Annotated in this window: 21 protein-coding genes; 12 read left to right on the top strand and 9 right to left on the bottom strand. The window is 72.5% G+C overall.

Going from position 1 to position 21,886, the window contains the following annotated elements:
• The 6 genes from ACYQ0U_RS10025 to ACYQ0U_RS10050 form a co-directional block, all read left to right on the top strand.
• A partial coding sequence (locus ACYQ0U_RS10025; RefSeq protein ID WP_459972248.1) for a hypothetical protein occupies window positions 1-205 on the top strand: 205 nt, incomplete at its 5' end.
• Between the two features lie 291 nt (window positions 206-496).
• Window positions 497-2,182: a CHAP domain-containing protein gene (locus tag ACYQ0U_RS10030; protein ID WP_459972250.1), complete on the top strand. Its 1,686-nt coding sequence runs from the start codon at window positions 497-499 to the stop codon at window positions 2,180-2,182.
• 44 nt (window positions 2,183-2,226) lie between these two features.
• Window positions 2,227-2,838: a sulfite oxidase-like oxidoreductase gene (locus ACYQ0U_RS10035; RefSeq protein WP_459972252.1), complete on the top strand. Its 612-nt coding sequence runs from the start codon at window positions 2,227-2,229 to the stop codon at window positions 2,836-2,838.
• Window positions 2,835-3,542, top strand: coding sequence for an FAD-binding oxidoreductase (locus ACYQ0U_RS10040; protein WP_459972254.1), 708 nt, complete (start codon window positions 2,835-2,837; stop codon window positions 3,540-3,542). Before ACYQ0U_RS10035 ends, ACYQ0U_RS10040 begins: the two co-directional genes overlap by 4 nt.
• A gap of 60 nt (window positions 3,543-3,602) precedes the next feature.
• A complete protein-coding gene (locus ACYQ0U_RS10045) occupies window positions 3,603-4,196 on the top strand; it encodes a LysR family substrate-binding domain-containing protein (RefSeq protein ID WP_459972256.1) in 594 nt (197 codons plus the stop codon).
• Window positions 4,197-4,243: 47 nt separating this feature from the next.
• Window positions 4,244-5,932 carry a BCCT family transporter gene (locus ACYQ0U_RS10050; RefSeq protein WP_459972259.1) on the top strand — a complete coding sequence of 563 codons (1,689 nt, stop codon included), beginning with the start codon at window positions 4,244-4,246 and terminating at the stop codon, window positions 5,930-5,932.
• A gap of 18 nt (window positions 5,933-5,950) precedes the next feature.
• Here the strand turns inward: ACYQ0U_RS10050 and ACYQ0U_RS10055 are convergent, their stop codons facing one another.
• Complete coding sequence (locus tag ACYQ0U_RS10055; protein WP_459972518.1) at window positions 5,951-7,390, bottom strand: GuaB1 family IMP dehydrogenase-related protein; 1,440 nt, start codon at window positions 7,388-7,390, stop codon at window positions 5,951-5,953.
• 25 nt (window positions 7,391-7,415) lie between these two features.
• Here ACYQ0U_RS10055 and galK point away from each other — a divergent pair, with 25 nt between their 5' ends.
• The gene (galK, locus tag ACYQ0U_RS10060; protein WP_459972261.1) at window positions 7,416-8,570 is read left to right on the top strand and encodes a galactokinase; all 1,155 of its coding nucleotides are present in this window, start codon (window positions 7,416-7,418) and stop codon (window positions 8,568-8,570) included.
• Window positions 8,571-8,669: 99 nt separating this feature from the next.
• Here the strand turns inward: galK and ACYQ0U_RS10065 are convergent, their stop codons facing one another.
• A complete protein-coding gene (locus tag ACYQ0U_RS10065) occupies window positions 8,670-9,989 on the bottom strand; it encodes a DUF2252 domain-containing protein (protein ID WP_459972263.1) in 1,320 nt (439 codons plus the stop codon).
• Between the two features lie 79 nt (window positions 9,990-10,068).
• Here ACYQ0U_RS10065 and ACYQ0U_RS10070 point away from each other — a divergent pair, with 79 nt between their 5' ends.
• Window positions 10,069-10,692, top strand: coding sequence for a hypothetical protein (locus ACYQ0U_RS10070; RefSeq protein WP_459972265.1), 624 nt, complete (start codon window positions 10,069-10,071; stop codon window positions 10,690-10,692).
• A 107-nt stretch (window positions 10,693-10,799) separates the two neighbouring features.
• On the opposite strand, the gene ACYQ0U_RS10075 is transcribed toward ACYQ0U_RS10070, so the two are convergent.
• Together ACYQ0U_RS10075 and ACYQ0U_RS10080 are read right to left on the bottom strand one after the other, a co-directional pair.
• Window positions 10,800-12,014: an acyl-CoA dehydrogenase family protein gene (locus ACYQ0U_RS10075; protein WP_459972267.1), complete on the bottom strand. Its 1,215-nt coding sequence runs from the start codon at window positions 12,012-12,014 to the stop codon at window positions 10,800-10,802.
• A 68-nt stretch (window positions 12,015-12,082) separates the two neighbouring features.
• Window positions 12,083-13,456, bottom strand: a complete 1,374-nt coding sequence (locus ACYQ0U_RS10080) for an acyl-CoA dehydrogenase family protein (RefSeq protein ID WP_459972269.1) — start codon at window positions 13,454-13,456, stop codon at window positions 12,083-12,085.
• An 81-nt stretch (window positions 13,457-13,537) separates the two neighbouring features.
• Here ACYQ0U_RS10080 and def point away from each other — a divergent pair, with 81 nt between their 5' ends.
• Both def and ACYQ0U_RS10090 read left to right on the top strand, forming a co-directional pair.
• Window positions 13,538-14,134: a peptide deformylase gene (gene def / locus ACYQ0U_RS10085; protein WP_459972271.1), complete on the top strand. Its 597-nt coding sequence runs from the start codon at window positions 13,538-13,540 to the stop codon at window positions 14,132-14,134.
• A 40-nt stretch (window positions 14,135-14,174) separates the two neighbouring features.
• Window positions 14,175-15,302: a magnesium and cobalt transport protein CorA gene (locus ACYQ0U_RS10090; protein ID WP_459972273.1), complete on the top strand. Its 1,128-nt coding sequence runs from the start codon at window positions 14,175-14,177 to the stop codon at window positions 15,300-15,302.
• Here the strand turns inward: ACYQ0U_RS10090 and ACYQ0U_RS10095 are convergent.
• Window positions 15,280-16,131 carry an FkbM family methyltransferase gene (locus ACYQ0U_RS10095; protein WP_459972275.1) on the bottom strand — a complete coding sequence of 284 codons (852 nt, stop codon included), beginning with the start codon at window positions 16,129-16,131 and terminating at the stop codon, window positions 15,280-15,282. The genes ACYQ0U_RS10090 and ACYQ0U_RS10095 overlap by 23 nt on opposite strands.
• Before the next feature lie 32 nt (window positions 16,132-16,163).
• Between ACYQ0U_RS10095 and ACYQ0U_RS10100 the strand changes: the two genes are divergently transcribed.
• On the top strand, window positions 16,164-17,306 hold the full coding sequence (locus tag ACYQ0U_RS10100) for a hypothetical protein (protein ID WP_459972277.1): 1,143 nt from the start codon (window positions 16,164-16,166) through the stop codon (window positions 17,304-17,306).
• 34 nt (window positions 17,307-17,340) lie between these two features.
• On the opposite strand, the gene ACYQ0U_RS10105 is transcribed toward ACYQ0U_RS10100, so the two are convergent.
• Complete coding sequence (locus ACYQ0U_RS10105) at window positions 17,341-18,144, bottom strand: TrmH family RNA methyltransferase (RefSeq protein ID WP_459972279.1); 804 nt, start codon at window positions 18,142-18,144, stop codon at window positions 17,341-17,343.
• Window positions 18,144-19,367, bottom strand: coding sequence for a uroporphyrinogen-III C-methyltransferase (gene cobA / locus ACYQ0U_RS10110; protein ID WP_459972281.1), 1,224 nt, complete (start codon window positions 19,365-19,367; stop codon window positions 18,144-18,146). The genes ACYQ0U_RS10105 and cobA overlap by 1 nt, the downstream gene beginning before the upstream one ends.
• A gap of 70 nt (window positions 19,368-19,437) precedes the next feature.
• On the opposite strand from cobA, the gene ACYQ0U_RS10115 reads away from it, so the two are divergent.
• Window positions 19,438-19,965 (top strand): YbhB/YbcL family Raf kinase inhibitor-like protein, encoded by a 528-nt coding sequence (locus ACYQ0U_RS10115; RefSeq protein WP_459972284.1) that lies wholly within the window; start codon window positions 19,438-19,440, stop codon window positions 19,963-19,965.
• A gap of 136 nt (window positions 19,966-20,101) precedes the next feature.
• Here ACYQ0U_RS10115 and ACYQ0U_RS10120 read toward each other — a convergent pair whose 3' ends face one another.
• Together ACYQ0U_RS10120 and ACYQ0U_RS10125 are read right to left on the bottom strand one after the other, a co-directional pair.
• Complete coding sequence (locus ACYQ0U_RS10120) at window positions 20,102-20,710, bottom strand: FMN reductase (protein ID WP_459972286.1); 609 nt, start codon at window positions 20,708-20,710, stop codon at window positions 20,102-20,104.
• Window positions 20,707-21,831 carry an LLM class flavin-dependent oxidoreductase gene (locus tag ACYQ0U_RS10125; RefSeq protein ID WP_459972288.1) on the bottom strand — a complete coding sequence of 375 codons (1,125 nt, stop codon included), beginning with the start codon at window positions 21,829-21,831 and terminating at the stop codon, window positions 20,707-20,709. Before ACYQ0U_RS10125 ends, ACYQ0U_RS10120 begins: the two co-directional genes overlap by 4 nt.
• Window positions 21,832-21,886 lie beyond the last annotated feature (55 nt).

Below are 21,886 nucleotides of genomic sequence, written 5' to 3' on the forward strand. Positions count from 1 at the left end.
GGTGGAGAACGTCTACGAGATCCAGGAGGCCGACGGCTCGGTCACCTGGACCGCCACGGCCGTCGACCTGATCTTCGGCTCGAACTCGCAGCTGCGGGCGCTGGCCGAGGTCTACGCGAGCGAGGACGCCCGCGAGAAGCTCGTGCACGACTTCGTCGCCGCCTGGGTCCAGGTCATGGACAACGACCGCTTCGACCTCGCCTGAGGCTCAACTGACGCACCCGCACGACCGATGAAGGGCCCGGACGCACCCCGCGTCCGGGCCCTTCGCCTCTCCTGGCGCTGAGCCAGTGGACAGCGGTCGTCCTTTCGGCGCAATTGCGCGGTGTGGGCGACTCGGGCGCGGTGCGGACTGCTCCTGTGGCGCAAGTGCGCGGACCGGGTGACGCAGGCGAAATGACACGCTTGTAGTTTTACGCGACACGCCGAGCGAGTTCCTTGACAATTTCTGTCCCATAGTTCCCAAAAGCGTTCACCTGTCCCTAGACTCCCACCCGTGTCGCTGCGGAACCGTCTGCTCGCGCCCGTGACCGCTGCCCTCGTGGGCGGCCTGGTCGCGGGCCTGTTCGCGCTCTCCCCGGCCCCCGCCAGCGCCGGCCCCGTCGGTCCCGAACGGGCCAAGGTCGAGCAGAGGCGCGAGCCCGACGCGGTCTTCAAGCGCAGCGCCTACCTCTGCTACGGCTACCAGGACTGCCGGAGCAAGGGCTACGGCAACGCCGGCTACGCCCAGAACAGCCGCACCATGTACTGGCGGATGTACGCCGGGCACAACTGCACCAACTACGCCGCCTACCGCATGGTGAAGAGCGGCCTGCCGAACGAGCGGCCCTGGTCCGGCGGCGGCAACGCGACGTACTGGGGCACCTCGATGTCCCGCATCACCGACGACGTGCCGCGCGTCGGCGCCGTGACCTGGTGGAAGGCCAACACGGGCCCGGCCGGCTCCGCGGGCCACGTCGGGTACGTCGAGCAGGTGATCTCCGAGGACGAGATCATCGTGTCCCAGGACAGCTGGGGCGGCGACTTCTCCTGGGCGGTCGTCACCCGCGGCAGCGGCAACTGGCCCAGCGGCTTCATCCACTTCAACGACGTGCCGATGGTCAACCGGGCCGCTCCGGTGATCTCGGGCGTCGCCAAGGTCGGCTCCACCCTCAGCGCGACCGCCGGCTCGTGGAAGCCCGCCACCGCCGAGGTGCGGTACCAGTGGTTCGCCAACGGGCAGAAGCTGGCGAAGTCGACGAAGTCGACGCTCCGGCTGAACGAGGCGCGCCTGGGCCAGACGCTCACCGTCACCGCGACCGCCTCCAAGCTCGGCTACCCGACGAAGAGCGTCACCTCCACGCCGACCGAGGCGATCCTGCCGGGACAGCTGCGCAACGCCGCGGCGCCCGCGATCTCCGGCACGGCCAAGGTCGAGGGGACCCTCGCCCTCGACACCGGCTCGTGGGACCCGAAGCCCGACTCGCTCGCCGTCCAGTGGTACGCCGACGGCCAGCTCGTCGAGGGCACCAGCCCCGGCGCGACGACCCTCACGCTCACCCCGGACCTCGTCGACCGGGTGATCACCGCGACCGTCACCGCGACCCGCAGCGGCTACGACCCTGTCCTCGCGACCGCCGCGCCGACCGAGCGGGTCGCACCGGGCACCATCCGCGTCACCACGCCGCCCCGCCTGCTCGGCAGCCCCAGGCTCGGCCAGACCCTCACCGTCCAGGCCGGCGGCCACGCGCCGAGCGACGCCGACGTCGCCATCCAGTGGCTGCGCGACGGCGAGCCGGTGCTCAACGCGACCGGTCCGACCTACCAGATCACGAACCTCGACCTCGGCACCCAGCTCTCGGCCCGGGTCACGCTGAGCCGTGCCGGCTACACCACGACCGCGGTCGACTCCCCCGCGACCACCCGTGTGAAGACCGACCCGCACCTCGAGGTCCAGGTCGAGCGGATCAAGAAGCGGATCAAGGTCGTCGTGACGGTCACCGCGCCCGGCGTGGAGCGCGTCACCGGCCCCGTGGTCGTGCGGATCGCCGGCGTGAAGCAGGTGGTCGAGCTGCGCAGCAACGGCACGGCGAAGGTCGTCTTCCGCGATCTGAAGCCCGGCGAGCGCACGCTCGCGGTCCGCTACGCCGGCAGCGCGACGGTCAGCCAGGCGTCGTACTCCCGGGACCTGACGATCCGCTAGCCCGCGAGGTCTGCCACCCACCGCCCCGGTGCAAGACTGGGCCGGTGCCCGTCACCCGCGGATTCTTCGGCAGGAATCGCCCCGAGCGCCCGGACCGGCTGCCGCCCGGCCAGTACGACACCGGTAGCTCCTGGCCGACGCTGACCGCGGAGGCGACCCCGCGGATCGACCTCGACAGCTGGAGCATGACCGTCGACGGCCTGGCCGCGCGCCCGCACACCTGGTCGTGGCACGAGCTGCACGCGCTGCCCGAGTCGACGTACGTCGGCGACATCCACTGCGTGACGACGTGGTCGAAGTTCGACATGACCTTCCGCGGCATCAGCGTCGACACGCTGCTCGAGGTCGCGATGCCGATGCCCGAGGCGAGGTTCGTCATGGCGCACTCGACCACCGGCTACACCACCAACCTGCCGCTCGAGGACGTCACCGGCGGCAAGGCCTGGGTCGTCTGGGAGGTCGACGGCAAGCCGCTCCCCGCCGGCCACGGAGGACCGGTGCGGCTGCTGGTCCCCCACCTGTACTTCTGGAAGTCCGCGAAGTGGGTCACCCGCCTGGAGCTGATGGAGCGCGACCGGCCCGGCTTCTGGGAGCAGAACGGCTACCACGACCGCGGCGACCCGTGGCTCGAGCAGCGCTACCAAGGGGATCCGTGACCGCCTCTGCCGGCGGCTGGACCACCGGCACGATTATCGAGCTCGACCATCCCACCGACCGCCTGGTCCGCCTGCGCCTCCACGTCGACGACCGGGTCGACCACCTGGCCGGGCAGCACTACGTCGTCCGCCTGCGCGCGCCCGACGACTACACCGCCCAGCGCTCCTACTCGGTCGCGTCCGACCCCGACGACCCACTGCTCGAGCTCATGGTCGAGTGCCTGCCTGGCGGCGAGGTGTCCGGCTTCCTCCACGACGTCGCCGAGGTCGGTGACGTGCTGGAGCTGCGCGGCCCGATCGGCGGCTGGTTCGTGTGGGAGGGCGACGTGCCCGCCGTCTGCCTGGCCGGCGGCTCCGGGGTCGTGCCGGTCGTGGCGATGACGCGCGTCGCGCGGCGGCTCGGGATCCAGGACAAGCTGAAGGTCGTGGTCGTCGCACGGACCTGGGAGGAGCTGCCCTACGCCGCCGAGCTCCAACGCTATGGCGCCTTCATCGCCCTCACCCGGCAGAACCTCGCAGGTCCGGGAGGCGACCGGGTCGCCGCCCCGCCGTACCACGACGAGATGGCGCCGTACGTCGCCGGCGCGGAGCGCGCCTACGTCTGCGGCTCGGTCGGGTTCGCGTCGTACGCCACCCGGCTGCTGGAGGAGAGCGGCGTCGACCCGGACGTGATCCGGGTCGAGCAGTTCGGCGAGTCCGGCTGAGTCGAGCGGCTGACTGGAGCACTAGGCTGCTGTCCATGGTGATCGCGGGGTGATCTCGGAGTGAGCGAGGCCGTCGGGCACTTCCGCGTCGGCTTCGTCACCGGGGCCACGCCGGACAAGTGGGCACGGGTCTGGCGGGAGCGCTATGCGCGGGATCCCCTGGAGCTGGTCCCGCTGGTCGAGGACGAGCAGGAGGACCGCGTCCGCGCGGGCACCCTCGACATGGCGCTGGTGCGGCTCCCGGTGGACCGGGACGGCCTGCACTGCATCCCGCTCTACGAGGAGCTGCCGGTGGCGGTCATGGGCACCGAGCACCTGCTCACCCTCGCCGACGAGGTGACGACCGCCGACCTCGCCGACGAGCAGCTGGTGCTCCCCGAGCGCTCGGGCTGGACGCCTGCCGTCGAGCAGCTCGCCTGGCCGCCGATGTCGGTCAAGGAGGCCGTCGAGGTCACCGCCTCCGGCACCGGGGTCGCGATCGTGCCGATGTCCATCGCCCGGCTCCACCACCGCAGGGACGTGACCTACCGGGTCGTGAGCGACCTGCCGCCGACGACCGTGGGTCTCGCGTGGCTCGTCGACAACGAGGACCCGTGGGTGCAGCGGTTCATCGGGATCGTCCGCGGGCGGACGGAGCGCAGCTCGCGCGGGTGAGGCGCTGGTCACGGGTAGCCACCCGTAAGGGTGGGTACTCGGCTCGGGTGACCAGTCTGCACCGCCCGCCCACCTCCGACCCGATCCCGCATCCGGCGCTCGACCAGCCGGTCGAGGCGACGACCGCTGCCGGCGGCCTCGACAAGGTCGTCTTCGGCGTGACCGCGGCGATCGCGGTCGCCTTCCTGCTCTGGGGCTTCGTCAGCACCTCGAGCCTCGGCTCGGCGTCGGGCAAGGCCCTGGCCTGGGTCATGGAGGACATGGGCTGGCTGTTCGTGACGACGGCCAGCGCGTTCGTCGTCTTCGTGATCTGGCTGGCCGCGAGCAAGTTCGGCAACATCCCGCTGGGCCGGGACGACGAGGACCCCGAGTTCCGCACCGTCTCCTGGATCGCGATGATGTTCAGCGCCGGCATGGGCATCGGGCTGATGTTCTACGGCGTCAGCGAGCCGATCAGCCACTTCGTGAGCCCGCCGCCCGGCACCGGTCCCGAGAACAACCCCGAGGCCGTGCAGCACGCCATGGCCACCACGCTGTTCCACTGGACGCTCCACCCGTGGGCGATCTACGCGGTCGTCGGCCTGGCCATCGCGTACGGCGTCTACCGCAAGGGCCGGCTCCAGCTGATCTCGGCGGCCTTCGAGCCCCTCCTCGGCCAGCGCGCGTACGGCGGCTGGGGCAAGGTCATCGACATGCTGGCGATCTTCGCCACCCTCTTCGGCTCGGCCGCGTCGCTCGGCTTGGGCGCCCTCCAGATCAGCAGCGGCCTCGAGATCGTGGGCGGCATCGGCGAGGTCGGCAACGGGCTCCTCGTCGGCATCATCGCCGTCCTCACCGCGGCGTTCATCCTGTCGGCGGTCACGGGCGTCGCGAAGGGCATCCAGTGGCTCTCGAACATCAACATGGTGCTCGCCGTCGGGCTCGCCCTGTTCCTCTTCGTCGTCGGCCCGACCGTCTTCATGCTGAACCTGGTCCCGACCTCGATCGGCAGCTACGTCGCCGACCTGTCGATGATGGCCGCCCGCACCGGCGCCGAGGGGGGCGAGGCCAGTTCCTGGCTCGAGAGCTGGACCGTCTTCTACTGGGCCTGGTGGATCTCCTGGACCCCGTTCGTCGGCATGTTCATCGCGCGCATCTCGCGCGGGCGGACCGTGCGGCAGTTCGTCACCGGCGTGCTGCTCGTGCCGAGCCTGGTGAGCCTGGCCTGGTTCTGCATCTTCGGCGGCGCGGCGATCGACCTCCAGAAGGCCGGCACCGACATCGCGGGCGCCGGCGGCGGGGCCGTCGAGTCGCAGCTGTTCACCACGCTCGACGCGTTCCCGTGGGCCACGCTCACGAGCATCACCGTGATGCTGCTGGTCGGCATCTTCTTCGTGTCCGGCGCCGACGCGGCGTCCATCGTGATGGGCACGCTGTCCGAGCGCGGTACCCAGCACCCGTCCCGCCCGACGGTGATCTTCTGGGGCGTGGCGACCGGTGCCGTGGCGGCGGTGATGCTGCTCGTCGGGGGTGACGACGCCCTCACCGGACTCCAGCACATCACGATCGTCGCGGCCCTGCCGTTCGTGGTCGTGATGATCGGCCTGGCCGTCTCGCTCGTGAAGGACCTGCGCTCCGACCCGCTCGTCGTCCGGCGGCGGTACGCCGAGGAGGCGGTGGAGGCCGCGGTCATCGCGGGTGTCACCGAGCACGGCGACGACTTCGTCATCGCCATCGACAAGGACCCGGAGGCCTAGCCCCCGCTCAGCTCCGGCTCAGCTCCAGCTGGTCGGCAGCGGGCGGCCCTCGTGGAAGCCCGCTGCCGACTGGACACCGACCACGGCCCGCTCGTGCAGCTCCGCGAGCGAGGCGGCGCCGGCGTACGTGCACGCGGAGCGGACCCCCGAGCAGATCTGGTCGACCAGGTCCTCCACCCCGGGACGGGCGGGGTCGAGGTACATCCGCGACGAGGAGATGCCCTCCTCGTAGAGGCCCTTGCGGGCGCGGTCGTAGGCGGACTCCCCGACCGTGCGGTTGGCGACGGCGCGGGCCGAGGCCATGCCGAACGACACCTTGTAGGCGCGGCCGTCGGAGTCGACCATCAGGTCGCCCGGCGACTCGTGCGTGCCGGCGAACCACGACCCGACCATCACCGCGCTCGCACCCGCGGCCAGGGCGAGCGCGACGTCTCGCGGGTGCCGGACGCCCCCGTCGGCCCAGACGTGCTTGCCGAGCTCGCGGGCGGCGTCCGCGCACTCCAGCACGGCCGAGAACTGCGGCCGGCCGACGCCGGTCATCATCCGCGTGGTGCACATCGCGCCCGGCCCGACGCCGACCTTGACGATGTCGGCGCCCGCCTCGATGAGCGCGCGCGTGCCCTCGCCGGAGACCACGTTGCCGGCCGCGACCGGGACCTGCGGGTCGAGGGCGCGTACGGCGGCGAGCGCCTCCAGCATCCGGTCCTGGTGGCCGTGCGCGGTGTCGACGACCAGGCAGTCGACGCCCGCGTCGAGCAGCTCCTTGGCCTTGGCCGCCACGTCGCCGTTCACACCCACGGCGGCCGCGATGCGGAGCCCGCCCGTCGCGTCGACGGCGGGGTCGTAGACCGTGGCGCGGAGCGCGGCCTTGCGGGTCAGCACGCCGAGCAGGCGACCCGCGTCGTCGACCGCGACCGCGAGCCCGGCGTGGGCGGCGTCCAGCCGGTCGAACGCGTCGCGCGGGTCGGCGTCCTCCCGGAGCAGGACCGCGACCGGCTGCATGACGACCTGCACCTGGGCGAAGCGGTCGACCTCCACGCAGTCGGCCTCGGAGACCACGCCGAGCGGCTTGCCGTCCCGCACGACCACGGCCGCGCGGTGGGCGCGCTTGGGGATGAGCGCGAGCGCCTCGGCCACGGTCTGCTCCGGCGCGAGCTCGATCGGGGTGTCGAAGACGAGGTGCCGCGACTTCACGTACCGCACGACGTCCGCGACCACCGCGGCCGGGATGTCCTGCGGGATCACCGCGAGGCCGCCGCGGCGGGCGATGGTCTCCGCCATCCGCCGGCCCGCGATCGCGGTCATGTTCGCCACGACGAGCGGCAGGGTGGCTCCGGTGCCGTCGCTGGTCGAGAGGTCGACGTCGTACCGGCTGGCCACCGCGGAGTGCCGCGGGACCATGAAGACGTCGTCGTAGGTCAGGTCGTGGGAAGGGGTGACCGCGTCGAGGAACTGCACGTTGCCGCAGTCTAGGTTCTCCCCCATGCCTTTCGTCGATCCCGGGACCCCATCCGTCCTCGCCGCCGAGGTCCGGTCGGCGTTCTCCTCGGAGTGCGGAGGTGCCGCGTCGGTGGTCGGCCGGGCCCCCGGACGGGTCAACCTGATCGGCGAGCACACCGACTACAACCGTGGGCTGGTGCTCCCGGTGGCGCTCCCCCACGCGACGTACGCCGCCGTCGCGCCGCGCTCCGACGACACCGTGCGGATCTCCAGCGTCGAGAGCTCGTCGCCGTGGACGGGCAGCCTGGCGTCGCTGGCGTCGGCCGACGGGTGGGCGGCGTACGCCGCCGGGGTGCTGTGGGCGCTGCGCGAGGCCGGTGTCGACGTGCCCGGCGTGGACGTGATGGTCCACGGGTCGGTGCCGCTCGGCGCCGGGCTCTCGTCCTCGGCCGCCCTGGAGTGCTCGGTGGCGGTCGCGGCGTGCGCCGTCGCGGGCGTGGACCTGGACCGGTCGCTGGTGATCGACGCGTGCGTCCGCGCCGAGACCGAGGTGGCCGGCGCGCCCACCGGCGGCATGGACCAGACGGTCTCGATGCTGGCCTCCCCCGGCGCCGCCCTGCTCATCGACTTCGACTCCGGTGCGTCGTCGGACGTCGCGCTCCCCCTCCCCGGGCTCTCGCTCCTCGTGACGGACACCCGGGTCTCCCACGAGCTCACCGACGGCGACTACGGCTCCCGGCGCGAGGAGTGCGAGCGGGCGGCCGCCGCGCTGGGGGTGTCGTCGCTGCGGTCGGCCACCCCGGCGTCCGTCGACGGCCTGGCGGACGATCTGCTGCGCCGCCGGGCGCGGCACGTCGTCACCGAGACCGAGCGGGTGCCGGCGGTCGTCGCGGTGGTGTCGTCCGGCGACTGGGCGGGTCTCGGCCGGGTCCTCGCCGCGTCGCACGCCTCGATGCGCGACGACTTCGAGATCTCCTGCCCCGAGCTCGACCTGGCCGTCGCCACCGCCGTCGAGGCCGGTGCCCTCGGCGCCCGGATGACCGGCGGCGGCTTCGGCGGCTCCGCGGTCGCCCTCGTCCCCACCGAGCGGCTCGACGCCGTCGCCCTGGCCATCGACACCGCCTTCGCCGGCGCCGGCTTCCGCGCGCCGCAGCACCTCGTCGCCGACCCGTCCGGGCGCGCCGACCTGGTGCCGTGAGGCCGCGGTTTGGTCACCAACCGCAGGTGGGAGCGTTCCCAATCTGCGGTTGGTGACCAAACCGCACCCCTACCGGACCAGCACGGAGCCGTGGGCCGGTCAGGTCGCGGACACCCCGATCCGGCCCGCGCGGAACGCCTCGACGAACGCCGTGTGATCGGCGCGGACGTGCTCGGCGTAGGAGATCCCGAAGTCGGTGACCCAGGCGGTGAACTCGCGCCGGCGCCGCTCGACGCACGCGGCGATCGCGTCCTCCACCTGGAAGTCGACGAGGTCCTGGTCGCTGTCCTCGTCGGACGCGCAGTGGATCTTCGCCGTCGCGCGGCCGAGCTGGTCGACGACCGCCGCGATGTCGTCGGGCTCGGTCAGCCCGGACCAGTCGAGGTCCACCTCGTACGGCGACAGCTCGGCCACGACGTACCCGACCCCGCCGATCGAGGTGTGGCCGAGCAGCGGGTCGGTGTGCACCTGGAGCGCGCGCTGGCTGACGGCGGTGCGGTGGCCCTCGTGCTCGAAGTACCGCTCGACCGCGCCGCTGTCGACGAACCGGCTCACCGCGGGGATGTTGGCCTGCTTCATCGTCAGCACGACGTCGTTGTCGAGGGCCTGGCTGTAGCCCTCGACCAGCACGTTGTACGCCGGCAGCCCGGCGCTGCCGATGCCGAACCCGGTCTTCCCCACGACGTCGCGGAGCTCGTAGAACAGCGCGCGACCGAAGCGCTTGGTAGGCGGGATCGTGTCGAGGTAGTCCTCGAACGCGCGCACCACCTGGGACCGCTCGCGCTTGCCGAGCCGGCGGACACCGGCGCCGTCGGCGAACAGCCGGGTGCCGTCGACGACGGTGGTGAGCGCGTCCAGCTGGTCGGCGCGCCGCCGCAGCCGGGCGGAGACGAGGGCGGCGTGGATGGCCCCGGCGGTGTTGTCGAGGTGCAGCGCGTAGTAGTCGTCGTCTGAGCGCCGGTAGTCGTCGACCTGGGACAGGTAGGCGCGCACGTAGCGGCCGATCAGCCACCGCACGTCGTCCTCGGGCAGCGCCTTCTGCCACCCGACCAGCGCGAGCGACGCGGCGAACCGCTGGAGGTCCCAGGTGAACCGGCCCAGGTAGGCCTCGTCGAAGTCGTTGATGTCGAACACCAGCCGCCCGTCGGAGTTCAGGTAGGTGCCGAAGTTCTCCACGTGCAGGTCCCCGTGCACCCAGATGCGGCCGCTGCGGTCGTCGCAGAACGGGTCCTCGTCGGCGGTCACGTCGGCGTAGAACAGGCAGGCCGAGCCGCGGTAGAAGGCGTGCGGGTCGGAGGCCATCGTGCGGTACTTCCCGCGGAAGGCCGCCGGGTCGGCCGTCATCAGCGGCGCGAAGGCGTCGTCGAGCACCTCCACGATCTGGTCGGCACGGTCCGGTCGGCGTGAGGTCGGTGACACGAGCGCAGCATGCCCAGCCCGACCGGGTACATGCTTGAATCCAGAGCAGGCCCCACGAACGCGATCGAAGGGAACCCCCGTGCCTCCGAAGAACCCCCTCGGCAAGATCAAGGACGCCGCCACCGAGACGATCAAGGACCCGATCGGCACCGCGAGCAAGGCGGTCCAGCAGGCCCGCGGCGGCGTGGAGGTCGGCAAGGCGGTCGCCGGGCAGGTGGCCAAGAGCGCCGCGGAGGTCGTCGCGTCCCGGGTGCCCGGCCGCAGGGCGTCGACCCCGGGCCCGATCGGCCCGCCGGCCGGGGCCGAGCTGCACGCCGTACCGGACGAGAAGCCCGAGACGGCCAAGAAGGCCGCACCGGCGAAGAAGGCTCCCGCCAAGAAGGCCCCAGCGAAGAAGGTCACCACGCCCCCGGTGACCGACGTCGCGACCCCCGTGGTCAAGGAGCAGGCCGAGAACCAGCCGGTCCGCACCACGCCGCCGGCTCCCGAGAGCCCGATCGACGCGGCGGCCGACGCCAGCCAGGTCGACGTCACGCCGGCCGACGTGGCCCGCAAGGCCGCCACCAAGAAGCCGGCCGCGAAGAAGGCCCCCGCGAAGAAGACCACGGCCAAGAAGGCCCCCGCGAAGAAGGCGGCCGGCACGACGTCCACCCCGGCGTCCACCCCGAGCGGCAAGCTGCCCCCGCCCAAGAAGGCGGACTGAGCCGCGCCCGGCCCCCCGCGGACCGGCACCACCGGCCGGCACCCCGGCCGAGCCGCGCGACCGTCACGCGTCGCTGGCCGACCGGGGTGCCGACACCGCTCCCGTGACTACTTGAGCTCGGCGCTGGTCAGCCCGAGGATCCGGCGGGCGACGATCAGCTGCTGGATCTGCTGGGTGCCCTCGAAGATGTCGAGGATCTTGGAGTCGCGGGCCCACTTCTCGAGCAGCTCGCCCTCGCTGTAGCCCACCGAGCCCGCCAGCTCGACACAGGAGAGCGTGATGTCGGAGCCGACCCGGCCGGCCTTCGCCTTGGCCATCGAGGCCTCGAGCGAGTTGGGCCGGCGGTTGTCGGCCATCCACGCCGCCTGGAGCATCAACAGGTGGGCGGCCTCCCAGTCGGCCTCCATCTGCAGGAACTTGGCCGCGGCGGCGTGCTGGGTCTGCGCCGGACGGTCGTAGTCGATCTCCACCCCGGCGTCCGCCAGCAGCTCGCGGGTCAGGTCGAGCGCGGCGCGCGCACAGCCGACCGCCATCGACGCCACCAGCGGGCGGGTGTTGTCGAAGGTCGCCATCGCGCCCGCGAAGCCCTGCTTGACGTCGATCTCGGACGAGCCGAGCAGGTTCGCGGCCGGCACCCGGCAGTTCTCGAACCGGATCGTCGCGGTGTCGGAGGCCTTGATGCCGAGCTTGTGCTCGAGCCGCTCGACGGTCATGCCGGGCGTGCCCTTCGGCACGACGAACGACTTGATCGCCGCCCGGCCGAGCTCCTTGTCCAGCGTCGCCCAGACGACGACCGCGTCGGACCGCTCGCCGGAGGTCACGAAGATCTTCTCGCCGTTGATGACGTACTCGTCACCGTCGCGTACGGCGGTCGTGCGGATGTTCGCCGAGTCGGAGCCGGTGCCGGGTTCGGTGATCGCCATCGAGGCCCACACGCCGTCGAACCGCTCGTGCTGCTCGTCGTTCGCGACCGACGCGATCGCGGAGTTGCCCAGGCCCTGCCGCGGCATCGACAGCAGCAGGCCGACGTCGCCCCAGCACATCTCGGCGATCGACATGACCGAGGCGAGGTTGGTGCCGTTGCGGACCGAGCCGCCGTCGCCCTCGTCGCCGCGCTTCACGCCGGCCGCGCCCGCGCCCTCGCTGGCGCCGGACTCGGAGAGCCCGTCGATCATCGCGGCGAGCATGTCGAGCTCCTTGGGGTACTCGTGCTCCGCCTGGTCGTACTTGCGGGAGATCGGCCGCAGCATGTTCATCGCGACCTGGTGGGCCTGGCCCACGAGCGGCCGGAACTTCTTCGGGTCGTCCAGGTAGATCGCCATCAGTTTTTGGGCCCCTTCGGGGTTGTCGTGGAGGAGCGGAGCGGGGGAACGAGAAGCTCGAAGGCCATTTAGACCAGCACCGCACCTTCCATCACGCCGATCGCACGCAGGTCGCGGTACCACCGCTCCACCGGGTGCTCCTTCACGAACCCGTGCCCGCCGAGCAGCTGCACGCCGTCGAGCCCGATCTGCATGCCCTTGTCGGCGCACAGCTTGCGGGCCAGGGCGACCTCGCGGGCGAAGTCCTTGCCGGCGGCCGCGCGGGACGCGGCCTTCCAGGTCAGCAGCCGCATCGACTGCAGCTCGATCGCGATGTTCGCGACCATGAACGCGACCGACTGCCGGTGCGCCACCGGCTCACCGAACGCCTCGCGCTCCTTGACGTACGGCGTCACGTAGTCGAGCACCGCCTGCCCCGTGCCCACCGCCAGCGCGCACCAGACGAGCCGCGAGAGCCGGACGCACTCGGTGTACGTCGACCCGTCGGTCTCCCCCAGCACCGCGTCGGCCGGGACCCGGACGTCGGTGAGGTTCAGCCTCGTGAGGGCCGCCGCGCGGACACCCATGCCCGGGTCCGCCTCGACCTCGATGCCCGGGGTCGAGGACTCGACCAGGAGGAGCACCGGACGGCCGTCGAGGGCGGCCCCGATCACGAACAGCTCGGCCTCGGCGCCGCGGACCACGCCCGCCTTCACGCCGTTGAGCACGAAGCCGTCGTCGGTGCGGGTGGCGGTGGTCGCCGGCGACAGCACGTCGAAGAGCACGGTCGGCTCGGCCAGTGCGAGCGCCGCCACCGGCGTCTCCCCGTCCCCGTCACCGGCGAACGCCGGCAGGTAGGTCTGCTGCTGGGCGTCGCTGCCCCACAGCCCGATCGCGGTGGCCACGGCGCCCGGCGCGAGCGAGGCGACCGCCAGGCCCATGTCGCCGCGGGCGAGCGCCTCGGCGACCAGCGTCCCCGCCATCGCGGAGCACTCCTCGGAGATCCCGCCGAGCGCCTCCGGGACGCCGAGGATCGGGAGGCCCACCTCGAGGCCGGCGGCCAGCACCTCCGGCGGCGCCGCGCAGGCCGCGTCCGCCTCCGCGGCGGCGGGCCGGAGCACCTCGGTGGCCAGCTCGGTGACGACGTCGACGAGCATCTGCTCGTCCTCGGTGGGCGTGAGGTCGAAGACGCCGGTGCGCGGCGCCGCGTCGGGCCGCACGCCGGTCGTGCCCTTCCTGCCGGCCTTCGCGAACGTCCGGCTGGCCGCGGACATCGTCTTGAAGCCGCTGCGCGTGGTCGTGAACACGACCTGCTCGGTCTGCTTGCGCAGACCCACCCGGTCCAGCACCTCGCTCTGCGCGAGGCGGCTCAGCGCGGCGACGGCGTACCCGATCGGGTCGCGCGTCTCCTTCGAGGACAACCCGTGCTTCCCGCCGGGTCGGAGGCTCTGCATCAAGGACATGGACACAATGTAACTCGGAGTTACACTCGGGGCTACAACACGATTCGTGGAGCCGGTCACAGCGCAACTAGGCTCGCCGTCATGTCGACGCAGCACGACCAGGCGCCCCTCGCCCCGCACGGCCCCCTCCCCGCGGGCGGCACCGCCCGCCCGATCACCCGCTGGGGCACCGAGGTCATGCACCGCCCGCAGGCCCGGGTGACGGCGTACGACGACGCGCTGCGCGCCCTCGCGGCCGACATGGTCGCCACCATGTACGCCGCGGACGGCGTCGGCCTGGCCGCGTGCCAGATCGGCGAGGACGTCGCGATGTTCGTCTTCGACTGCCCCGACGCGAGCGGCCGGCGCACCGTCGGCGTGGTCTGCAACCCCGAGGTCACGCTCCCCGAGGGCCGCGACCGCCACCTCGACGAGGACGACGAGGGCTGCCTGTCCTTCCCGGGCGCGTTCGTCGAGTGCGCACGGCCCGACGTCGCCTCGGTCACGGGCACCGGCCTGGACGGCGAGCCGGTCGCCTTCGAGGGCGACGGCCTGCTCGCCCGCTGCCTCCAGCACGAGACCGACCACACGCTCGGCACGGTCTTCGGCGACCGGCTCTCGACCAAGCAGCGCAAGAAGCTCCAGAAGGCGCACGACAAGGCCGCGGCCGACTACCCGCTGGAGTGGCCCGCCGGCTGAGCCTGGATCCGCGCTCGGGGCGGGGCGTACGCTCCGAGCCGTGTCGGACCGCTCCTTCAAGCCGATCCGGTCGCTGACCGGCCGGGTGCGGCGGCGACCCCCGGCGGCCCCGGGCGCCTCGCTCGCGGTCGAGCGGATCCAGGGCCGGGACAGCATGGTCGACAGCGCCGTCTACGTGGCGGGCGACCGCGTCGACTCCCCCACCAGCCTGGCCGACACCTACCGCTCGCTGCGCGAGCATGACGGCTCGGTCGCGTGGATCGGGCTGTACCGGCCCGACCAGCACGAGCTCGGCTCGCTGGCCCACGAGTTCGGCCTGCACGAGCTCGCCGTGGAGGACGCGATCGTCGCCCACCAGCGGCCGAAGCTGGAGCGGTACGACGACACGCTGTTCGTGGTCCTGCGCGCCGCCCACTACGACGACGACCGCGAGGAGGTGGAGTTCGGCGAGGTGCACCTCTTCGTCGGCGCCGACTTCGTGATCACGGTCCGCCACTCCGAGGCGCCCGACCTGTCCGCCGTACGGCGCCGGCTGGAGTCGAACCCCGACCTGCTCTCCCTCGGTCCGGAGGCCATCCTCTACGCGATCCTGGACCGCATCGTCGACGGCTACGCGCCCGTCGTCGCCGGCCTCGAGAACGACATCGACGAGATCGAGACCGAGGTCTTCGGCAGCGACCCGGGCGTCTCGCGGCGCATCTACGAGCTCACCCGCGAGGTGATCGAGTTCCAGCGCGCGACCCGGCCGCTGGCCGCCGTGCTGGCGGCGTTGACGGCGGGCTTCGCGAAGTACCGCACCGACGAGGAGCTCCAGCGCTATCTGCGCGACGTCGAGGACCACCTCACCCAGGTCATCGAGCAGGTCGACGGCTTCCGCCAGCTGCTCCGCGACATCCTCACCGTCAACGCCACCCTGGTCGCCCAGCGGCAGAACGAGGAGATGCGCGCGCTGTCCGAGGCGAGCATCGAGCAGAACGACGACGTGAAGCGGATCTCCGCCTGGGCGGCCATCCTCTTCGCGCCCACGCTCGTCGGCACCGTGTACGGCATGAACTTCGACCACATGCCCGAGCTGCACTGGGCCGCCGGCTACCCGTTCGCGCTGGTGCTGATGCTGCTCGTCTCGGTGACGCTGTGGCGCGTGTTCAAGCTCCGGCGGTGGATCTGAGCGGTCGGTCCGGGCTCGGTGACGTCTCCGCCTCCACTGCATAGACGGTGTCGCGGCCGAGCCTGCGCACCACGGCATAGCCCAGGCCCGCGAGGAACGCGCCGCAGCGGCCCCTGTTGTCCTCGACCACGACGACCGGCCGCTGGGCCCGCAGGGTCGCCTCGGCACCCTGGAGGATCGGCAGCTCGAAGCCCTCGGTATCGAGCTGGACGAGGGTCAGGTCGTCGATCGCGAGCTGGTCGATGCTGAGCAGGGCGGTCAGCTGGGTGCGGGCGTGCGGCCTCGAGGCCGGAGTGAGGATCCGGGCCGCGCCACCGTGGTGTCGGCCCTTCGGCGCGCGGGCCACTCCCACGGTGGCGACCTGGAGCCGGGCGCCGAGGCCGGCGTGCAGGAGCACCACGTTCCCGAGCCGGTTCACCTCGACGACCTCGCGCGCCAGGAGGTAGTTCTCCAGGACCGGCTCGAAGGCGTAGACCAGCCCCGGTGTCTTCGCCGAGAACGACGGGAGCATGTCGCCGAAGAACGTCCCGGCGTGCACGATGCTGCCCGGCCGGTCGAGCAGGAGGCGACCCACGAACCGGTGCAGTCCCGGCGAGACCAGCCGGCCCTCGAGGATGCGCCGCGCGACGGGCCGGTGGCGGCCGTAGTCGGGCACGAAGTACTCGGCGCCGTCGATCCGCGCGACCGTGGTCTCGATGCCGTGGATCAGGCGCCGCTCGAGCCCGCTCAGCTCCGGGGCGGGTGTCCTGCGCAGCCGCACCTGATCGAGTGTCGTCACCCGGGGCCAGGCGCGGCGGTCGGCGTACGCCAAATAGCCAGAACTAGTCATGCCGCGGCCCGGGACCGCTCCTAGCCTGGGGCGTGTCCGCCAGCCTCGTGGTCCACATCGGCACCCCGAAGACGGGGTCGTCCTCGCTGCAGCGCACGCTGCACGACGGCGCCGGTGCGCACGGGCCCGTGTGGCTGGCCTACCCCGAGCGTCTGACCGAGGCGGACCTGGCCCACGCCCTCCTCCGAGGACGCGACGGCGAGGTCGCGCGGAGGCTGGCCGCCCTCGCGGCCTGGCTCGACTCCACCCCCGCGGACGTGTTCGTGCTGTCGTCCGAGCATCTCGTGCACGTGCCGGCGGCGACCTTCCAGAGCGCGCTCCGCCGCCACCTCCCCGAATGGGACGCGCGGACGCGCATCGTGTGCTACCTGCGACCGCACGCCCGGCGACTGCTCTCCTCGTTCGCGCAGCAGCGGAAGTCGGGCTCCTTCGGAGGCTCTCTCGACCAGTACCTCCGGCTCGCCGCGCGGGGCGGTCGCGGCTGCTACGCGGACCGCCTCGCCGACTGGCAGACGGCGTACGGCGACCGGCTCGTCACCCGGCTGGTGTCTCCGGCCACGCTCGTCGGTGGTGACGTGGTCACCGACTTCCTGCACGTCGTCACCGGGACGGAGGTGGTCGCGGACGGGCGACGCCTGAACCCGGCCCTGACGGTCGAGGCCCTGGCCCTGCTCGGCATCCTGCACCGCGTCCTCCGGAGGCGCGGGGTCGCCGAGGGCGTCGCGTCACGGGTCGGCAAGCAGGTCGGCACCGGCCTCGCCGCCGACGGCGGTGCCCCTCCAGGCCGTCGCCTCTGGCTCTCGTCGGCTCAGGCGGTCACCGCGGCCGGGATCTTCGGCGAGGACGCCGCCCGGCTGGATGCCCGCTTCTTCGCCGCCGCGTGCCCCATGACCGCAGACCTCCGGGACGTGGTGGCATCGGCGCCACCGGAGGCCGCGGACCTCGACCCGGCGCGGTACGCCGACGTCGCCACCCGCAAGCTGATCCGCTCCGACGCCGCCGCCCTCGCCGACGCCTGCGCGGTGCATGGTCCGGCCTGGCTCGCGCACTACCGCGCCGCCAAGGGCTACCGCTCGGCCGCCGCGACCGCCGACCCGGCCTCGGCCGCGGTGGTCGCTGCCGCCATCGATGTCCTCGTCGCTCGGCTGCGGTCCGTCCTGGGGGCGCTGGAGTGAGGCGCCCGCTCCCAGGCGAGGTGGCGCTGTCCGATCACCGTCGCGCGGTCACATAGCAGGCGACGGCCGAGGCGGCGGCGACGTTGAGCGAGTCGATGCCGGCGGCCATGGGGATGATCGCCCGGCGGTCCGCGGACTGCTCCCAGCGCGCGGAGAGGCCGTGGCCCTCGGAGCCGAGGACGAGGGCGACGCGGTCGAGCCCGGCCACGGCGTCCTCGAGGGGGACGGCGTCGGGCGCCAGGGTCAGCGCCACGGTGGTGAACCCGCGAGCCGAGAGAGCAGGCAGGGCGTCGTACCAGTCCGGGACGCGTGTCCACGGCGTGGTGAACACCGCACCCATGCCGACCTTGACCGCGCGGCGGTAGAGCGGGTCCGCGCAGCGCGGCGAGAGCAGCACCGCGGCGAAGCCGAGCGCCGCGCCGGAGCGGAAGACGGCGCCGACGTTCGTGTGGTCGACCAGGTCCTCGAGCACGAGCACCGAGCGCGCCCCGGCGAGCACGGACGACACCGACTGCAGCGGCCGTCGCTCCAGCGAGGCGAGCGCACCCCGGTGGACGTGGAAGCCGGTGACCTCCTCCGCGAGGTCCTCCGACACCACGTAGCAGGGAGCATCGGTCGACGACAGCTCGGAGGACAGGCCGTCGAGCCACCGCGGCGCCATCAGGAAGGAGCGCGGCGCGAAGCCCGCGGCCACCGCGCGGCGCACGACCTTCTCGCCCTCGGCCAGGAACAGCCCGTGCTCGGCCTCCAGGTGCTTGCGCAGCTCGACGTCGCGCAGGTCGCGGTAGTCGGCGAGCCGCGGGTCCGCGGGGTCGGTGATCTCGACGAGGGTCGCCATCAGGCGAAGTGCTCCGGGTGGGCGACCGCCACCACGGAGCCCACCACGATGATCGCCGGCGGCCGCACGGCCTCCTCGACCAGCCGCGGCGCCAGCGTCTCGAGCGTGGCCAGCACGGTGCGCTCGCCCGGCATCGTGCCGTCGCAGATCACCGCGACCGGCGTCGAGCCGGGCCGGCCACCGGCCATGAGCGCGGCAGCGATGGCCGGCGCGTTCTCCACGGCCATCATCAGCACGACGGTGCCGTTCAGCCGGCCGAGCGCGCCCCAGTCGACCAGCGACTCCGGGTGGCCCGGCGGCAGGTGTCCCGACACGATCGTAAGGTCGTGCGCGACACCGCGGTGGGTGACCGGGATGCCGACGACGCCGGGTACGGCGATCGGGCTGGACAGCCCCGGGATCACGGTGACCGGCACGCCGGCCTCGCGGCAGGCGAGGACCTCCTCGTAGCCCCGGCCGAAGACGAAGTTGTCGCCGCCCTTGAACCGCACCACCCGCTTGCCGGCCAGGGCGCGGTCGACGATGACCCGGTTGATCTCCTCCTGTTGGGCCGAGCGCCCGCGCGGCAGCTTCGCGACGTCGATCAGCTCGACCTCGGGCGGGAGCTCACCCAGGAGCTCGCGCGGCGCGAGCCGGTCGGCCACGACGACGTCGGCCTCCATCAGGGCCTTGCGGCCGGCCACCGACATCAGCTCCGGGTCGCCCGGGCCACCGCCGACCAGCACCACGCCCGGGGTCCGGTCGCGCTGGTGCCGGGCCACGATCGTCCCCTCGCGGAGACCCTCGAGGATCTCGTCGCGCACGGTCGCCGACCGCTGCGGCTCGCGCTGGCCGAGCACGGCGACGGTCACGCCCGCGTGCCGGCCGACCGCCGGGGTCCAGGCCGTGGCCCGGGTCGCGTCGTCGGAGCGGACGCAGAAGATCCGGCGTACCTCCGCCGCCGCGGAGACCTCCTCGTTGACCGCGACGTCATCGGTGGCGGCGATGACGTACCAGGTGTCGTCCAGGTCGGCGGGCTCGAAGCCGCGCGCGTGCCAGGTCGCCTCCCCCGCCCCGACGATGCCCTCAATCGCCGGCGTCACCTCCGGCGAGACGATGTGCACGTCCGCGCCGGCCGCGATCAGGTGCGGCACCCGCCGCTGCGCGACGTGGCCGCCGCCCACGACGACGACCCGGCGACCGGCCAGCAGCAGGCCGACGGGGTACGGCGTGAACTCGTCCATGCGCCCATCATCCCGGTCCCGGTGCGGACGACCGTGGCGCGGGTTCACCCACCGGACTACCTTGAGCGCCATGACACTCGACCGACCCGTCAGCCCGAACCCGTACGAGCTGCTCCCCTCCGTGCCGTCGTTCACCGTGACCAGCACGGACGTGACGGACGGCCAGCCGATCAAGGACGACCAGGTCGCCGCCGCCGGCAACACCTCCCCCCAGCTGTCCTGGGAGGGTGCGCCCGAAGGCACCAAGAGCTTCACGGTCACCTGCTTCGACCCGGACGCCCCGACGCCGAGCGGCTTCTGGCACTGGGTCCTCGTCGACCTGCCGGCCGACGTCACCTCCCTCGACGCCGGCGCCGGCGCCGAGGGCGCGGACCTGCCCGGCAACGCGTTCATGTGCCGCAACGACGGTGGCCCGAAGGCGTTCATGGGTGCCGCGCCGCCCGCGGGCGACCAGGTGCACCGCTACTTCTTCGTCGTGCACGCGGTGAACGAGGAGACGCTCGGCGTCGACTCCGACACCTCGCCGGCCGTCGTGTCCTTCAACCTGGCCTTCAAGACCGCCGGCCGGGCCATCCTGCACGGCACCTACCAGCACTAGCGGCCCGCCAGCGGCCCCATGCTCGCCGCCGTGCCGTCGTCGGCGGGGGCCGTGACATCGGGATAGTCCCTGACGGTTGAGGGGTCAGCCCGCTCCCAGACCCCGGAATCGTCAGGGACTATCCCAGCGGAGCTGCTCAGGCGCCGCGGAGCAGGTCCTCGAACGGCGTCGGGTCCGCGAACTCGTCCTCGAGCGTCCGCCGCTTCTCCCGGGCTACGCCGGACAGCAGGGCCGCCAGCTCGCCGGCCGCCCGGTCGATGCGGGCGTCCAGGCCGACGTCGCCGAAGTCCTCGCTGGCGGCGAAGACGGCGGTCGGCACGACCACGGCGCGCAGGTAGGAGAACAGCGGGCGCAGGGCGTGCTCGAGCACGAGCGAGTGCCGGGCGGTGCCCGCGGTCGCCGCGATCAGCACCGGGACCCCGGCGAGGGTCTCGGGCGCCAGGACGTCGAAGAACGTCTTGAACAGCCCCGAGTAGCTCGCGGAGAACACGGGCGTGACCACGATGAGCGCGTCCGCGCGGCGTACGGTCTCGATCGCGTCGGCCAGCTCCCCGGTCGGGAAGCCGGTCAGCAGGTGGTCGGCGAGCGGGTGCGCCAGCGGGCGCAGCTCGACGACGTCGACCTCGACCGGCTCGTGCAGCGCCGCCACCGTGGCCGAAGCCAGCCGGTCGGCGAGCAGCCGGGTGGACGACGGGACGCTGAGTCCCGCCGAGATCACGGCGATCTTGAAGTGAGGACGGGTCATACCGACACTCCCGTCACGTCGTCGACCGCGTGCACGGTCGTGTCCTGGGCCCCGCCGGCCTTCGCGACGAGCGAGGCGTGGGTCGGGGCGTCGGGGATGTGGGCCGGGCGGCCCTCGGCGAAGCCCTTGCGCATCTCGGGCAGGATCTCGCCGAGCAGGTCGAGCTGCTCGAGGACCGTCTTGAGCGGCAGGCCCGCGTGGTCGACCAGGAACAGCTGGCGCTGGTAGTGGCCGACGTACTCCCGGAAGCCGAGCGTGCGCTCCAGCACCTGCTGGGGCGAGCCGACGGTCAGCGGCGTGGCCTCGGTGAAGTCCTCCAGCGAGGGCCCATGGCCGTAGACCGGGGCGTTGTCGAAGTACGGGCGGAACTCGTCGACCGCGTCCTGGCTGTTCTTCCGCATGAAGAACTGGCCGCCGAGGCCGACGATCGCGGTGTCCGCGGGGCCGTGGCCGTAGTGCTCGAAGCGTCGGCGGTACAGGTCGACCATCTGCTGGGTGTGGCCGGCCGGCCAGAAGATGTGGTTGTGGAAGAAGCCGTCGCCGTAGTACGCCGCCTGCTCGGCGATCTCGGGGCTGCGGATCGAGCCGTGCCACACGAACGGCGCGACGCCGTCCAGCGGCCGCGGCGTGGACGTGTAGCCCTGCAGCGGCGTGCGGAACCGGCCCTCCCAGTTGACGACGTCCTCGGTCCAGAGCCGGCGCAGCAGCGCGTAGTTCTCGATCGCCAGATTGATGCCCTGGCGGATGTCCTTGCCGAACCACGGGTAGACCGGGCCGGTGTTGCCGCGGCCCATCATCAGGTCGACGCGGCCGTCGGTGAGGTGCTGGATCTTGGCGTAGTCCTCCGCGATCAGCACCGGGTCGGTGGTGGTGATCAGGGTGGTCGCCGTCGAGAGGATGATGTTGTCGGTCTTCGCGCCGATGTAGGCCAGGGTCGCGGTCGGGTTCGAGGCGATGAACGGCGGGTTGTGGTGCTCGCCGGTCGCGAACACATCCAGCCCGATCTCCTCGGCCTTCGTGGCGATCTCGACGGTGGCCTTGATCCGCTCGTGCTCGGTGGGAGTACGACCGGTGGTCGGGTCCGGCGTCACGTCACCGACGGTGAAGATGCCGATCTGCATGTCCGCTCACTGTCCTCTGCTCGTCTGTGATTCCGGGTAGTTGAATTCCGTACGA

It is taken from the genome of Nocardioides pyridinolyticus, assembly GCF_054653575.1.